Origin of the sequence: Paenibacillus curdlanolyticus YK9, from assembly GCF_000179615.1 — a bacterium.
Taxonomy (GTDB): domain Bacteria; phylum Bacillota; class Bacilli; order Paenibacillales; family Paenibacillaceae; genus Paenibacillus_T; species Paenibacillus_T curdlanolyticus.
Genome location: NZ_AEDD01000005.1, coordinates 375,273 through 390,539, shown reverse-complemented (window position 1 = coordinate 390,539; position 15,267 = coordinate 375,273). Strand labels below are relative to the sequence as shown.

The 15,267-nt window shown below is 49.2% G+C and carries 12 protein-coding genes and 1 pseudogene; 5 read left to right on the top strand and 8 right to left on the bottom strand.

Features of this window, described 5'->3' with window-relative positions:
* The first annotated feature begins 91 nt into the window (after window positions 1-91).
* A complete protein-coding gene (locus tag PAECUDRAFT_RS11985; RefSeq protein WP_006038366.1) occupies window positions 92-1,753 on the top strand; it encodes a hypothetical protein in 1,662 nt (553 codons plus the stop codon).
* Between the two features lie 68 nt (window positions 1,754-1,821).
* On the opposite strand, the gene PAECUDRAFT_RS11980 is transcribed toward PAECUDRAFT_RS11985, so the two are convergent.
* Both PAECUDRAFT_RS11980 and PAECUDRAFT_RS11975 read right to left on the bottom strand, forming a co-directional pair.
* Window positions 1,822-2,694 (bottom strand): carbohydrate ABC transporter permease, encoded by an 873-nt coding sequence (locus PAECUDRAFT_RS11980; RefSeq protein WP_006038365.1) that lies wholly within the window; start codon window positions 2,692-2,694, stop codon window positions 1,822-1,824.
* 15 nt (window positions 2,695-2,709) lie between these two features.
* The gene (locus PAECUDRAFT_RS11975) at window positions 2,710-3,702 is read right to left on the bottom strand and encodes an ABC transporter permease (protein WP_006038364.1); all 993 of its coding nucleotides are present in this window, start codon (window positions 3,700-3,702) and stop codon (window positions 2,710-2,712) included.
* Between the two features lie 291 nt (window positions 3,703-3,993).
* Between PAECUDRAFT_RS11975 and PAECUDRAFT_RS11970 the strand changes: the two genes are divergently transcribed.
* The 3 genes from PAECUDRAFT_RS11970 (at window position 3,994) to PAECUDRAFT_RS11960 (ending at window position 9,002) form a co-directional block, all read left to right on the top strand.
* Entirely contained in the window at window positions 3,994-5,574 is a 1,581-nt protein-coding gene (locus PAECUDRAFT_RS11970) for a sensor histidine kinase (RefSeq protein WP_199558749.1), read from the top strand.
* Between the two features lies 1 nt (window position 5,575).
* Window positions 5,576-7,189 carry a response regulator gene (locus PAECUDRAFT_RS11965; RefSeq protein ID WP_006038362.1) on the top strand — a complete coding sequence of 538 codons (1,614 nt, stop codon included), beginning with the start codon at window positions 5,576-5,578 and terminating at the stop codon, window positions 7,187-7,189.
* 106 nt (window positions 7,190-7,295) lie between these two features.
* Window positions 7,296-9,002, top strand: coding sequence for an extracellular solute-binding protein (locus PAECUDRAFT_RS11960; protein WP_006038361.1), 1,707 nt, complete (start codon window positions 7,296-7,298; stop codon window positions 9,000-9,002).
* Between the two features lie 63 nt (window positions 9,003-9,065).
* Here the strand turns inward: PAECUDRAFT_RS11960 and PAECUDRAFT_RS11955 are convergent, their stop codons facing one another.
* The 5 genes and pseudogenes from PAECUDRAFT_RS11955 to PAECUDRAFT_RS11935 form a co-directional block, all read right to left on the bottom strand.
* The gene (locus tag PAECUDRAFT_RS11955; protein WP_006038360.1) at window positions 9,066-9,716 is read right to left on the bottom strand and encodes an HAD-IA family hydrolase; all 651 of its coding nucleotides are present in this window, start codon (window positions 9,714-9,716) and stop codon (window positions 9,066-9,068) included.
* Between the two features lie 31 nt (window positions 9,717-9,747).
* A complete protein-coding gene (locus PAECUDRAFT_RS11950) occupies window positions 9,748-10,551 on the bottom strand; it encodes a histidinol-phosphatase (RefSeq protein WP_006038359.1) in 804 nt (267 codons plus the stop codon).
* 26 nt (window positions 10,552-10,577) lie between these two features.
* A complete protein-coding gene (locus tag PAECUDRAFT_RS26715) occupies window positions 10,578-10,814 on the bottom strand; it encodes a YiaA/YiaB family inner membrane protein (RefSeq protein WP_040712363.1) in 237 nt (78 codons plus the stop codon).
* Window positions 10,815-10,871: 57 nt separating this feature from the next.
* Window positions 10,872-11,054, bottom strand: a pseudogene (locus PAECUDRAFT_RS26710) (YiaA/YiaB family inner membrane protein); the annotation flags it as partial.
* 226 nt (window positions 11,055-11,280) lie between these two features.
* Window positions 11,281-12,156, bottom strand: a complete 876-nt coding sequence (locus tag PAECUDRAFT_RS11935) for a serine/threonine protein kinase (protein WP_006038357.1) — start codon at window positions 12,154-12,156, stop codon at window positions 11,281-11,283.
* A 271-nt stretch (window positions 12,157-12,427) separates the two neighbouring features.
* Here PAECUDRAFT_RS11935 and PAECUDRAFT_RS11930 point away from each other — a divergent pair, with 271 nt between their 5' ends.
* Window positions 12,428-13,726 (top strand): NCS2 family permease, encoded by a 1,299-nt coding sequence (locus tag PAECUDRAFT_RS11930; protein ID WP_006038356.1) that lies wholly within the window; start codon window positions 12,428-12,430, stop codon window positions 13,724-13,726.
* A 154-nt stretch (window positions 13,727-13,880) separates the two neighbouring features.
* Here the strand turns inward: PAECUDRAFT_RS11930 and PAECUDRAFT_RS25275 are convergent.
* Window positions 13,881-15,232, bottom strand: a protein-coding gene (locus tag PAECUDRAFT_RS25275; protein WP_085979454.1) for an IS1182 family transposase whose coding sequence is annotated in 2 segments (ribosomal slippage) — window positions 13,881-14,665 and window positions 14,665-15,232 — 1,353 coding nt in all. Because the reading frame shifts where the segments join, the coding sequence is not laid out codon by codon here.
* Window positions 15,233-15,267 lie beyond the last annotated feature (35 nt).

Below are 15,267 nucleotides of genomic sequence, written 5' to 3'. Positions count from 1 at the left end.
TCTGACAATTTGCTATCTTGAGGAAAGGGGGGATTTCCTGCGCTTATTCATGTAAGCGTTTACCCTAAACCAAAACCACTAGGAGGCAATAATGTTGACCAACCCCACAGCTTTAGCAAGAAAGCTCCTCGCACTAACGCTTTCATTCTGTCTACTCCTCACGCTGGTGCTCCTGCCTAGCGCCCGCACCCACGCGGCTTCCGCGCCGGGCACGGTGCGCATCCTGTATATCGGCAACAGCATGATCTACTTCGCCGATATGCCGGGCAAGATTCAGGCCATTCTGCAAGCAATGGGCTATACGGTGGAGTATCAGCAAGTGACGCCCGGCGGTTCCTTCCTGAGCCAGCATGCACAAGCGGGAAGCGACGCTCGCAAAGCGATCCAGAACGGCTACAACGGCAGCAAGTGGAACTATGTGATTGTGAACGGAAATACGATGGAGCCAGCGAACGCCTACAGCAGCCTGCTCGCCTCAGCTCAGACGTTGAAATCCGATACGGATACGTACAATCCGGGGGCGCAGTTCATCCTGCATTCGACCAATCCGTTTAGCCCGGCAACTATCGTCTCCAATTCGAGCGGCGCATACACGGACACCAATGCGATGGCCAACGACGTCAGCAGCAAGTATGCCAGCATTGCTTCAGCGCTCGGCGTCAAATACGGCCCCAATACGCAAGGCATGCAGAAGCTGTTTAACGATGGAATCAAAAACGCCAGCGTCATCTGGAACGCGGACGGCAAGCATCATACGGACTTCTCGCACTACATGGCCGCCGCGATCTATGCTGCAATGATTACAGGCGTTGACCCAACTTATTTCACGCAAAATGGCGGCCTCTCCGCAGCCGATGCCGATTACGCGAAGAGCGTAGCCAAATCCGTCATCCTTAGCTCCAATCAAGGCATAACCTTAGGTGCTCCTCCCGTCTCCGTACCATCGGGCTCGATCAAGATCGAAGCGGAATCGATGGCTCTGACCAATTACACCGTCGAGAACAACAGCAGCGCTACTAACGGCTCCCTGATTAAGGTTAACGCCAATACGACCGGTACGGCTACCCAAGCGTTCACGGGCAGCAGCGGGCAATACGATGTGAAAATTACTTATTGGGATGAGTCCGACGGCAATTCAACCTACAATCTCTATTCCGCGAATCAGCTCATCGGCAATTGGATCGCGAACGAGGCCACGGGCTCGATCTTCTGCGATAGTACCACGCGGCGAACGCGCACCATCAGCAACGTGACGCTCCACCAGAATGACGTGATCAAACTATCAAGCAACTATGACGGCGATGAATACGGGCGCATTGACGTCATCGAATTTATTCCGAAGCCGGTGGCGGTACCCGTGAAGATCGAAGCGGAAACGATGGCCCTAACCAACTACACCGTCGAGAGCAACAGCAGCGCCACCAATGGCTCCCTCATCAAGGTTGTAGCAGGCACGACCGGCACCGCGACCCAAGCTTTCACGGGAACGAGCGGCATCTATACGGTTAAAATCACGTACTGGGATGAATCCGACGGCAATTCGACCTACAATCTTTATTCGGGCAATCAGCTTATCGGCAATTGGATGGCGAACGAGGCTACTGGCTCCATCTACTGCGACAGCACCACGCGGCGCACGCGCACCATTAGCAACGTAACCATTAACCAGAATGATCTGATCAAAATTACGAGCAACTATAACGGCGACGAATACGGCCGGATCGACGTTATTGAATTTATTCCTGCGGCGTAACGGACAAAAAAACAGGATGAGACAGGCCTAGACCTGTCTCATCCTGTTTTTCTGTTTATGCGCATGGGCTATTCTTTTACAGCGCCGACAACGATCCCTTTAATAAAGAACTTCTGCAGGAATGGATAAATCAATAGCACCGGCAGGACGCCCAAGAAAATTTGGGCCGAGCTTAGCGTTCTTGGCGAGAACGACTTCAGCGTCGTCGAATCGACAAGCTGGCTTAAGTCTCTGGATGTAATGAGCGTTTGCAGCAACGTCGCCAGCGGGTAATGGCCCGATTTCATGTAGAGCAACCCGTCGAACCAAGAGTTCCAGTGGCCCACCAATGCGAGCAAAATCGTCGTTGCAAGCGATGGCAGCGACAGCGGCAAGTAAATATGCCATAGCGATTGCGTATGATTAGCGCCATCCATAAAGGCTGATTCCTCAATCTCCTTAGGAATGCTCTTGAAGAAGTTAAGCATCAGAATCAGATTAAATGCGGAAACTGCCGTCGGAAGCACCAATGCCCAGATCGTATGCATCAAGTGAAGCTTCGAGACCAGAATATAGCCGGGAATTAAGCCCGGGGGAAACAGCATCGTCACCACGAACAGCCAAATAAGGACCCGTCTTCCCTTGAAGTAGTCATACTCCTTCGATAGCGCGAAAGCAGCGGGAATCATGAGCAGCATGCTGATGCCGACGCCCAATACCGTTCGCTCGATGGTTAAGACAAGTGAATCTAAAAATATGCCGTTATTAAACGTCGCTTTGTAGGCTTCCATATTAAAATCAATCGGCCACAGCGTTACCAGTCCGGCCTCCGCGGGGGCCTTCCCGCTAAAGGAGATGGCAAGCACGTTCCACAATGGCAGTATGCACACGATAGCAAGCAGCAAAAGCATGCTGTTGTTAATAATCGAAAACGTTCGATAGCCTAGCGTTTTATGATACACGCGTTCCCGCTCCCCTTAGAAAATTTTATAGTTCGCATATTTATAAGCAAGACGATAGCCGATCACGACCAGAATTAATCCGATGAACGATTTGAACAAGCCTACCGCGGTTGCGAAGCTGAACTGACCGGTCTGAATGCCGATTCGGAAGACGAACGTGTCGATGACATCCCCTTTGCTGTACACGAGCCCGTTATACGTATTAAAAATTTGCTCGAACAAGCCGTAGCCCAGCACGCCGGCAATCGTAAGCGTCAGCACGACCAGCGTAATCGGGAGCATGGACGGAATCGTTACGTACATCGTCTGCTTCCAGCGGTTCGCGCCATCCACCTCGGATGCTTCGTACAGCGCTGGATTGATGCCCGCCAAGGTTGCCAGGAAGACGATCGCCCCGAAGCCGAACTCTTTCCACATATCGCTCACAACAATCACGGCACGATACCAGTCGCCATCCAGCAGGAATGGAATCGGCGCCATGTCAAACACGCGGCCCAGCAATACGTTCACAATCCCCTGTTGGCCGAGCACATCGATCAGAATGCCGCCGAGGATCACCCACGACATAAAGTGAGGCAAGTAAACAAGCGTTTGAATCGAGCGTTTGATGCCCTCGCGCCGAACCTCATTGAGAAGCAAGGCGAAGATGAGCGGTGCAATCGTATTGCCGATGACCTTCAAGACGAACAGCACCGCCGTATTGATCATCGCCTGTTTGGCTGCTTGCAGCGAGAATGCATACTTGAAATGGTCCAAACCGACCCAATCCGCATGGAAGAATACATGATTGAGCGTGTGATACGGCTTGAAATTTTGAAACGCAATAACGGAATAAAGCAACGGCACATAGGCGAAAACCAGCGTGAAGATGACTGCCGGCAGAACCATCGCATAAAGCTGCCAGGATAACATGAAATTTTTCAGCGCAGATTTTTTTCTCTTAATTGCAGGCGTTATCTTACCGCCGGTATCGGTCACTACCCTCGGTTGTTGAGCCATATCAGGCATTTTTACACGCTCCTTTTGTCATTAATATTAAGTAGATCCAATTGTTTCTGAAATAAAAATGTGTTAGTCTGATAGCAATTTGTTAAGCAATTTCCAAATTTCCAATTTCGTTGCAATTGATTGTGGAGAGAAGGGGTTCGTCTGAAGCCATTCGGAATCTTTAAGAAACTGGTGTTATCCCTAGTTCTCCTGTTATTGCCTATAGTCATCCTCTTCGGTTATACCTCCAGCGTCAGCATTGGCGTTGTTAAGGAACAACTGCGATTAACACACTCCAATCGTACGATGAGCTTGTCCAACCAAATCGATACGATCCTGCGACAAATCTCGCACTCATCCGCCGTGTTAATGGAAGATCCCAACATACGCGAATTCACGGGCTTCTCGTTTAACCCGGATCCGTATGAAACGGCCCACAGGAGCAAGCTAATCTATGAAAAAATACACTTATTCAGCGTTTCCGCAGATTTAGGGCTCAAAGTATCCGTTTTTTCAAACTCGAACCAGGCCGTCATCTCGACGGAGCTCGCCAGAGCATTCGATCCACGCATTCTCTACATGGATGACGTCCCCAAATGGCTGTCCGAAACGAACAACAACAAATCGACGTTCTACTGGTATTCGATGAAACCGGAAAATAAAAAGATGAACCAGCCGTCGAACATCGTCATTGAAGTTAAATTTTCGGGCGAGGATCTGAAGAAGTGGCTCGACAAAAGCAAGCTGAATGGCGTGGACGATCCGTTTCTGTACCGGGCGGGCGCCCCTATCATTGCCAATCATTCCGCCAAGGTCGATATCATTACGCAATTAATTCCCAAAATAACGTTCACGCCGGAGGCAAACAACGGCGCGCCAACCGTTCACAATGTACGCATTGCGCATCAGCAATACGAGATTTACACCAAGAAGCTTGCAAATACGGACTGGTATGTGATCGATTACATTCCGGTGGAAGAGATCGTTAAGCCGATTACTACCAACATCAAGCTTTTTTACGTCACGATTGGCTTGACCATTTGCGTTGGCATTCTGCTCGTCTACCTTCTCTATCGCTACGTTCAGCAGCCGATATCGCAATTGATAGTCAGCCTTAAGAAGCTTCAGGTCGGCGATTATTCCGTCCGGATTCATGCCAAGCCCAAGAGCGAGTTTCAGTACTTATTCGAGAAATTCAATAGCCTGGCTGCCCAAATTCAAGAGCTGATCGAGAAGGTATTCAAGGAGAAGCTGCAATCGCGGGACGCCAAGCTCAAGCATTTGCAAGCACAAATTAATCCGCATTTCTTATATAACTCGATGGGCTACATCATCAATATGACGAAGCTGGGCAATAAGGACGCCGTCATTTCCATGGCCAAAAATTTGAGCGAATTTTACCGGTATACGACGCGCCTTGAAAATCCGCTTGCTCGTATGGCGGAGGAAATCCAGCTCATCGCCAACTATCTGGAAATCCAGAAGCTGCGCATGGACCGCGTTCACTATGAAATCGATTTACCAGACAAAATGCTAGAGCAATTCATTCCGCGTCTGCTGCTGCAGCCCATGATCGAGAATGCGTTCGAGCACGGCTTCCAGAAGAAGCTACGCTCCGGATTTCTTCGAATTCATGGTGAAATCGCCGACGACGTATACCGCGTAATGATCGATGACGACGGCGCTGGCCTATCGGAAGAGAAATATGAAGAAATCCAGCAGACCTTAAACGATCCGATCGAGGATACGGTCGGATGCGGCCTGTGGAACGTCAATCAGCGCATCAAAATGCATTATGGAGAGGAAGCCGGCCTTGCTCTGAGTCCTTCGCCTCTAGGCGGGGTCCGGGTGACCATGACTTGGAAGTTCATTTCGAATGACAGAGGAGCTTAATATGCAGCAGTTGTTGATTGTCGATGACGAGCAACATTGGGTAGACAGCCTGGCCGAAACGATCGACTGGAGGTCAGTGGGGATAGGCGGAGTGTTCAAGGCCTGCTCCGGCTTCGAGGCGCTCGACATGCTTCAAGAGCACGCGATAGACATCGTCATTACCGATATTCGAATGCCTGAAATGGATGGTCTGGCACTAATCGAGCGCATTCAAGTCGAATGGCCCAACATCAAATGCATTATTCTTACGGGCCATGCCGATTTTGATTACGCCAAAACAGCACTCCAGCATAAGGTTTCAAACTATTTGCTCAAACCGGCAGAGGATGAGGAACTGCTCGCAGCCGTCTCTCGGCTCGTCCAAGAGCTCCAGCAGGAAATCGAACAATTCACATCCAATAGCAACGCCTTGCGGACGCTGCAGCAAAACTTGGCGCTCATTAAGAGCAACCTGCTGCAGGAATTAATTAGCGTCAAAGCCTATCCGCTCGACAAGTGGGCCGAGAAAAAAACGCTACTGGGCCTTCCTTTCCATGTGGATGAGCCCTATGCCCTGCTTCTCCTGCGGATCGAGGATGAGCACGCACCTAGCCCGTCCGATTCCTTAATCCAGTATGCGGTCTGCAATATTGCGGAGGAGGTGTTCAGCCGTTATTTCCATATTTGGCACAGCACGGACCAGTACGGCTATCTTGTTTTCCTCATTCAATGCAATCATGCGGATAGTGACAGCTCGAATCACAACTATCAATTGGAGCATTCAGCGGCTAGGCTCCAGCATAATGTGAAGGTGTTCCTTCATCGGCAGGTATCCATTTTATTCAGTCAGTGGCACCCGTTTCCTTACGGAATCTCTCAGACCTACGAGAATGTCGTTTCCGCCTTTCGGCAGAAGGTTGGAGATGACCGCGAGTTTTTCATGCAAGTACCGGATCAGGTTGCCAAGAACGACATGCAAGCGATCACTTCCTTGTATGAGCCGCCCACCCTTGCCCATCTGTTGGATTTAGGGCGTTGGGGCGATGTGGAGGACAAGCTCACGCTCATATTCAAAGAGCTTTCCCAGCCCAAATACGAATCGCAGGAGCATCTTCTGGAAGCCTTTTTCCACTTTAGCTCCGTCTTTATTTTTTTCGCGCACAAAAACAACCGGAATTTATCCACGCTCATTGGCGGCGAGTTTTATCAGCTGGAGGGCCAAACCATTCGATCCATCCGCCAATTGGAGATATGGGCGCATCAAATAATCCGGCTGCTGCAAAATGACTTCATTAAGGATATGAAATTGACCCGGCTGGAGACGGTTGTGAAGGTGCAGCAGTATTTGGAGCATAACCTCGAAGGCGATGTTTCGCTTCAGACAATCGCGGACCACGTCTTCCTGCATCCCTCGCATCTGTCGAAAATTTATAAGCTTGAAACCGGCGAAGGACTAAGCCAATATTTGTTCCGCCTTCGCATGGAGAAGGCCGCCTTTATACTCAATCAGCATCATCTCAAAATTTACGAGGTCGGCGAGAAGGTCGGATTACCCAATACGCCTTATTTTATCAAGCTGTTTAAAAAACACTTCGGCGTTACGCCGCAGGATTATCGGGATCGACAAGGGCCATAAGATGCACAACAAATTAGTATGAAACAAATAGATTGTTATATTCTTCCACCTTGAGGCCCAATTATGATAAAAGCGTATTCACGACATTACTCAGGGGGAACAGTGAATGAAAGCCAATAAGAAATGGTTAAGCGTTGCATTAGCAGCTGCAATTAGTACTTCTCTACTAGCAGGATGCACGAGCAGCAGCGAGGAAGCGGACAGCCCGGCGTCAACGAATGCCCAATCTGCCGAAGAAGCGGCTGCATTGGTTGCCAAGGGTAAATATGATACGCCGGTTACACTCACCCGCGTCGTCAACAACACGCAGGAGAAGTTTATTAACGGCGAAGACTGGGACAACAACATTTTCACCAAATGGGCCAAAGAAAAGCTCGGGATCGAGCTCAAGACGCTATGGGTAGTCGACAATGTAAACAATGCCTATACGAATAAGCTGAACCTCTCGCTTTCTTCGGGCGAAGATCTTCCCGATCTCGTGCCAATCCGCGATAACCCGAACTATCTGAACACGCTGCTCGATTCCGATCAGTTTATGACCGTTGACGATCTGTTCGAGAAATATGCGAGCCCAAAATGGAAAGAGCTTGCCAAAAAGTATCCCGAAATGTGGTACGGCGTAACGCGTGAGGACGGCAAGGCTTATGGTGTTCCTGTATTCGACTACACGCTCAACGTAGAGCCTGTGCTCTGGATTCGCCAAGACTGGCTGGATAAGCTGCACCTGCAAGCGCCGACGACCGTCGAAGAGCTCGATAAGGTTATGGATGCGTTCGTCAATCAAGACCCGGATGGCGACGGCAAGAAGGATACGTACGGCTTGGCTGTTACGCTTCGCGACAACTTGAACACATGGATGTCTGACCTGAGCTGGATTTTCGGCGCTTACGGCACAGCTCCAAGACAATGGAATAAATCGGCTGACGGCAAATCGTTGGAGTGGGGCTCCACGCAAGAGGGTACGAAGCAAGCCCTCGCCAAGCTGAACGAGTGGATGACGAAAGGCTACATTTCCAAAGAAGCAGGCACATGGGACGAGTCCAAAGCTTCCGAATCGTTCACCAAAGGCGAAGCCGGCATCATTGCCGGTCCTCACTGGATGCCTGACTGGCCGCTGCCAGACCTGGCGAAGAACGTCAAAGGCGCTAAATATAAAGCATACTCCGTGCCTGCCGGCCCTGATGGCAAAAAAGGCGTGCGCGGCGGCCCGATCAATTCCATGGTCAACGGCTACATTCTGATCAACAAGAAGGCCGCGCATCCGGAAGCGTACTTCATCATGTACAACTACTTGCTGGAGCACTTCGCGAATCCGGAAATTGGCGGCGAGTTTGAATACGGCTTTGCAGAGGGCTATGACTACCGTATGGTGAACGGCAAGCCGTCCAAGGATAATTCCGACGACAAGCTCGTGAAGCCGGAACGTTATGGCGTGACCTGGGAAGGCGCGCGCCAACCGGATCTCATGATCGACACGCTTGCTAAGCTCGCCGCAGGTCAACCGCCTGTAACGCCATTCGAGAAACAAACGAAGGAATACCGCAAGCAGGAAGAAATCGATGCGGCCGGCATCGTCATGGGCTACGAGAAGAACGGCCAGCGTTACCCGGACTATTTCGCCAGCGCATACACCGATGCCATGAACCAGAAGATGGAGCTGCTCAGACAGCTTGAAGTCGAAGCGTTCACGAAGATCATTTACGGCAATGCACCGATCGATTCCTACGAGGACTTCGTGAAGGAATGGAAGGCTTCCGGCGGCGATGAAGTAACGGCCGACGTGAACAAGTGGTTCGCTACGGTAAACAAATAATTAGCTGTATGTAAAAAACAAGCCCCTTTTGCTGTTGAACAGCAGAAGGGGCTTGTTCGATCGCTATGTTTGCACTACCATTGGCAGTTCCAGAAGATTATCAATAATAACATCCGCCTGTTTAAGCTCATCTTCCTGAGCAAAATCAAAACGGCAGCCGATTGCCTTTAATCCATTGCGTTTGGCAGCTTGTATATCGGACAATCGATCACCGATAACAACGGCATTTTCAATCTGATGCTTGTCCAAAATATAATGTACCAGATCCGACTTATGTTGGGTTTCAATCTGTTGAATGCTGAAGGTTTCGGTCACCCATGTATCCAAACCGAAATAGCTTACAATCGCCTGCAGGTACTCGATTTCCCCATTGCTTGCGATAAAGATAGCATGTCCTGCCTTCTTCAAAGCAGCGAAAATCTCAGTGACATGGGGATATAGAGCACCCCTGCCATTCTTAATGTTGGTGATTAATTTTTCCTGAAAATATTGGTTCGCAGCTTCCCTCACCGCATTAGAATGATCCGGCATAAGCGCCTCCCATACGACCGGCAGCGGCACTCCCATGATCTCGCGATACTTCTGAAGGGGCGTAATCTCCGACCACTCCTTGCGAGTCCGCAAATCATCAAATGTTTCTTCAAGCGATAACTCCAAAATTTTGTCCGTCTGAAACAGCGTTCCATCCATATCAAATATAAGGGATATCGGCATGAGTCACCACTTTCTCATTATTATGCACGAGTTATAAATCCACAAAATGCGGCTTTCGCTGCTTATAGATGACCATCCGCTTACAGCCCATCGCAAGCAAGGTCTCCCGCACTTGTTCCCAGTCGCTCGCAATCCGGTCTGGGTGATGCGCATCCGAGCCGAAGGTAATCTGTACGCCGTGGAACAACGCACGTTCGATCACGTCATTGGAAGGATACCATTCCCGACATGCGTGCTGCATGCCGTTCGTGTTAATTTCCATCGCCACCCCTCGGTCCGCCATCCGCTTCAAGATGCCATCGATATAGGGAGACAGCAGGTTGCGGAAGCCGGAATACCCGCGTTTGAACCCGTCCAGATGGCCCACGATTTGCACCCATTGGCTCTCGATGCCCAACACCATTGCTTCTACGTAACGTTGCACCGCGAATTGCTGCTGCTCCTCGGCAGCCGTGTTAAAGTCTAAGGATTCCATAATCGCAGCAGACGATAGAAAATGGATCGAGCCAATCACATAATCGATAGGATACTGTACATATTTGCGACCGTACAAATCAATCTGATCACTGAAAATGTCCGACTCGACGCCAATAAGCAGCTCAATTCGTTCTTCATAAGCCCGCTTCAGCCGAACGGCTTCTTCGATGTAGGCATCGAATTCGGTGATCGCCATCGCCAGTTGCGGATAAGGGTGATCCTCCCGCGAGAAGAAGTACGGAGAATGGTCGGAAATGCCGAGAACCGGCAGCCCTTTCCGAATGGCTTCCTGAACGTAATCCTCCAGTGTGCCTGCTGCATGCCCGCATCGGGCGTGATGGGTATGAAGATCGAACATGTTGACTCCTCCGCCCCTCTTATTGCCTAAAATCCGTTTTCCGATTTTATCGCTTGCTCGGCAAGAATCTCTTTATCCTCCGCGTTGTCCCGCGTCACTTTCTGAACGCCAATTGCACTATAAGAGATCAATAAAATAACAGCGATGTAATATCCTTTTTCATTTAATTCGAACGGCGCATTGTACAGGCCAATTAAGAACATCGCATATCCGATGATCAGGCCCGCAATAGCCATTCCTGTGAAAGCCTCTGTATTTCTCATCCGATGCTTCGGGTTATCTAGGCGTATTTCTTTATCTTCCGTATTGTCCCGCACAACCTTCTGGACCACAATACAGGTAATCGTAATTAACACCATGCAAAGCAGATAGTACCCCTTCACGTTCAACTCCCAATCCGCATTATATACGCCCAGACAGAATAGAAAGAGCCCCGCGCCTAATGCAAAATAGGATGCAGCCGTGAAAGCGGCTGTATTGCGTTTGCGATATTTCTGATTCATTCGATCGTTCCTCTCCTATTCAAGAATAGAATGCAATACTGTTTTTATCCACTATACGATGGAACCTTCGTAACATTCTACGCTTGAACAGGTAATTTTAGGGTAAATTAAGGTAGGATTTTCAGATAAAATGACTAGTATTTATCTTTCAGCGAACTGTCCTTCATAACAAGTTTCAGGGCCATCCTATAGAGGATGACCCTTATCATGTACGAGATCTGAAGCGTTACTTGCCCAGAAAACTTCCCGCTAAATCCCACTCCCGTTTGAAAGCGGCGACGCTGATGTATCTCGATTCGCGATCTTCACTAACGGCTCGTACAGCTACTTCATAGAGCCGTTCCCCCGCCTCCCATTTGGAATATGAGCGGTCCATTTCTCCACCTAATAAACCAAATGCAATTGCTCCCATTGTAAAAACGTTAGTTTTCGAATCAATCGTGGCGCCGAAATGGAACTCTTCGGGAGCTTTTGATCGTTGGGGGCCCCAGAAGTGTTCTCCCATATCATTGACAGCCGGCGCTTTTCGATAAAAATCGATATCACATATTTTCGTTACATGATTTGCAAAATCGTACAGAATACTTCCGTCGTAAAAATCTACAGCAACATAACCATTCGACTCCACATAAGTATGAAAAGAAAAAATGGCATTTAGAGATTCAAGTTTCTGAACCAAAGGCAACTGTTTGTACCTGTAAAATGGTGAGTCCGGGTGAAAATATTTGGCCGCTCCTGCGAATGACCAGTGCGAGTGAAGACACTCCCCTTCAAACCATTGAAAGACCGCTGCGTATCCTTGATCCGTATGAAAGTGATCTACAAATGGAATAAGGTGCTGATGTTTTAAAGTCGCATACAACGGTATCGCCTCAGTTAGCCGCGACACTGCATCTTGGGGATTTCCCTTGTAATCGAGGGGTCTGGCGCCCGCATATTTTACAAATTTTTTTGTTCCATTCTGCTCAACCCCAAAACAGATATTGCCTGAATCCTGCTGGTCAAACACACAGAAGACTTTGCCAAGAGAGCGCAGCCATTCAAAATCATGATTCTCCTGCAATTGAAAAGTAACCCCGTCAAATGAAAATGTATGATTCATTCCATTCCCTCTCTTATTCCGGGGAACGATGTCGTTTACAGGGCTATTTACATGCGTTCCCCTTAATAATTTGCGCCCCAGTGTTCATCATGCTTGATCTCATAGATAACGCCTCCTTTCAATATTCAGCTTTATATTAACACGACTGGTATTCCCGTGATAATGTGGTAGGCGCTGGCTATTGGATCAAATATTTAATAAACCATGCATTCATACGTTCGTTTGTGGAAAACTAATGCAACTATTGCCGCTAAGAAAGAGGCGTTTGCATATGGACAATTGGTTCAAACTGAAAGAACGCGGAACGACCGCAGGGACGGAAGTGCTCGCTGGACTGACGACCTTCTTGACGATGGTGTACATCGTCATTGTCAATCCCGGCATTCTGAGTACCACGGGCATGAGCTTTCATGGCGTTTTTATCGCCACAATCCTCGCAAGCATCGTTGCGACGCTGATTATGGGCATTTTCGCCAACTATCCGATTGCGATTGCACCCGGCATGGGGCTCAACGCCTACTTTGCTTTCAGCGTTGTCGGAGGCAGCGGCGTCTCGTGGCAGAGCGCATTAGGCGCTGTTTTTATAGCGGGCGTCCTATTCATTCTGCTGTCGCTAACTTCATTCCGTTACTTGTTGATCGATGCCATACCTGACAGCCTCAAGCATGCGATTACGGCAGGCATCGGGCTATTCATCACCTTTATTGGGCTGCAAAATGCGAAAATCATCGTCGCCTCTCCAAGTACGCTAGTCACGCTTGGCGATTTGGCAGAGCCGATGACCTTACTAACCGTCGTCGGTTTAATCGTTACGCTGCTCTTCATGGCGTTTCAAGTCCGTGGCTTCTTGTTTATCGGCATGGCTGTCACAGCTGTGCTGGCATGGATTTCCGGGCAATTGCATTGGCCCGGCCGAATCGTAACATGGCCGAGCGGACTGAATGAAACCGCCTTTCAGCTGGATATCGGAGGGGTAGTGAGCAATGGGCTCTATGCGGTCGTGTTTACGTTCCTGCTCATCACGCTGTTCGATACGACAGGCACGATGCTCGGGGTCGCCGGACAGGCAGGATTGCTGAAGGATGGCAAATTTCCGCGTTCGCGCGGCGCGCTGCTGGCCGATGCCATCGGCACAACCTTCGGCTCGGCAATGGGCACCAGCCCTACTTCCGCTTACATTGAATCTGGCGCAGGCGTGGCTATAGGAGGGAGAACCGGCCTGACTGCGGTGACCGTAAGCATATTACTAGCATTAACGCTGTTTTTCTCCCCGCTAGTGGAAGTCCTGTCGAGTATTCCTGCGATCACCGCGCCGTCGTTAATTATCGTCGGCTTTCTCATGATGAACGTGCTCCGGCAGATCGATTGGAATCACTTGGAGGAGGCATTCCCCGCTTTCTTGATCGTCGTGCTTATGCCCTTAACCTATAGCATTGCTACAGGTATCGGCATCGGCTTCATCGTGTATCCGATCTTGAAAGTCATCCGCGGCAAGCGGAAGGACGTCCATCCGATTTTGTATTTATTCGCCCTGCTGTTCATTGCCCAGCTAGCGTTTTTTGGCCATTAGCCGCGTTTACTCGTTGGGATTACGCGTGAAACGTAAAAAAGGTACCCTTGCGGGTACCTTCAGATTGTAGAGAAACCCACGTTTTTTCAAAACGCTGGGTTTCTCTTTGTTTTATCGAGGCTGTATTTAAAGGCAAAAAGGGTGGTTTAACGCCTTACGCCCTCCTTTCGAGGTGGAGGGCAATCTTTTTCATGTTCTGCACCGCAGCGGTCATCAACGCTTGTTCCATCACGTTTTTTAACCCCCGCAAACGGCAATAGCGAAACCCGTGGAGCTGTTTAGCATCCGCGAAGCTTCGCTCAATCGTTTCTTTTCTCTTTTTGTAGAGCCTTTTGCCCGACTTACTGAGGCGGTTTAATCGCACTTGTTCTTTACTGTCTTCCCAAATATGTCTGGTGATCACTTTGCGTTTGGTAGCGGAACGTGTACACTGCTCCAGCATCGGACATGTTTCACATTGTTTTGGATCCGACGCATAATGCCGGTAGCCATGTCGATCGGTTGTTCGGTATGACAGTTCTTGCTGCTGCGGACAAACATACAAATTACGTTCTGCATCATAGATAAACTTCCATTTTGGATGTAAGCCTTGTGTGGGATGGAATCGTCGATGTGCAATGACACCAAAGATTTTACGTTTCTCTAATCCTTTGCAAATCGGAGTCGTCAAATAGCCGGAATCCAATGCAACTGCCTCTACTGTAAACCCAAAACGCTGACGTTGACGGTCTAAACGAGAAAGATACGGTACGGAATCATGGACATTGCCGGCGGTGACGAAAACATCGGTAACTAGGTTGTACTTCACATCAACTGTGCGATGATCCAAGTAGAAGAAGCCTTCCGGCTTACCTTCTCGGTACATATATCCGCTGTCCGGATCAGTCGTGCTAACCTTCACTTCCTTGTCTTCCGTCACCTCCTCCCGTGGTTTTAGTGCTTTTTTCCTTGCGATTTACGGTCTGCTTCTACCGCCGCATTCAGTTCATCCACGTAATCCCGCGTGTTCTGTTGCACTTGCTCTTTCGTGTATTTATGTTTATTCGCATTAGCCTTTACATGAGTTGAATCGGAGATCAGGACACGTCCGCCAATCATTCGATGTGACACAGCCTGAAGTACAATCTCATCAAAAATATCTTGGAACACAGACGTATCTTTGAACCGGGTTCGCCGGTTCCAGCTAATCGTCGTGTGATCAGGGACTCGATCAGTTAGTCCAAGCCCAAGAAACCAACGGTAGGCGAGGTTGGTTTGAACTTCGCGTTCCAATTGACGTTCCGAACGAATGCCATAGAAGTAACCCAGAAAAATCATCTTGAACAGCACGAGGGGGTCGATGGCTGGACGCCCGTTATCTTGGCAGTAAAGGTGGCGTACTTTCTCATCGATGAAAGAAAAGTCGATATACTTATCGATCTTGCGGAGCATATGATCAGCGGGAACTAAATCTTCAATGGAGACTAACTCATAGTTTTGTTGTTTATCTCGATTAGAACGCAGCATGCGACACCATCCGTTCATAGTTATTACCACTATTA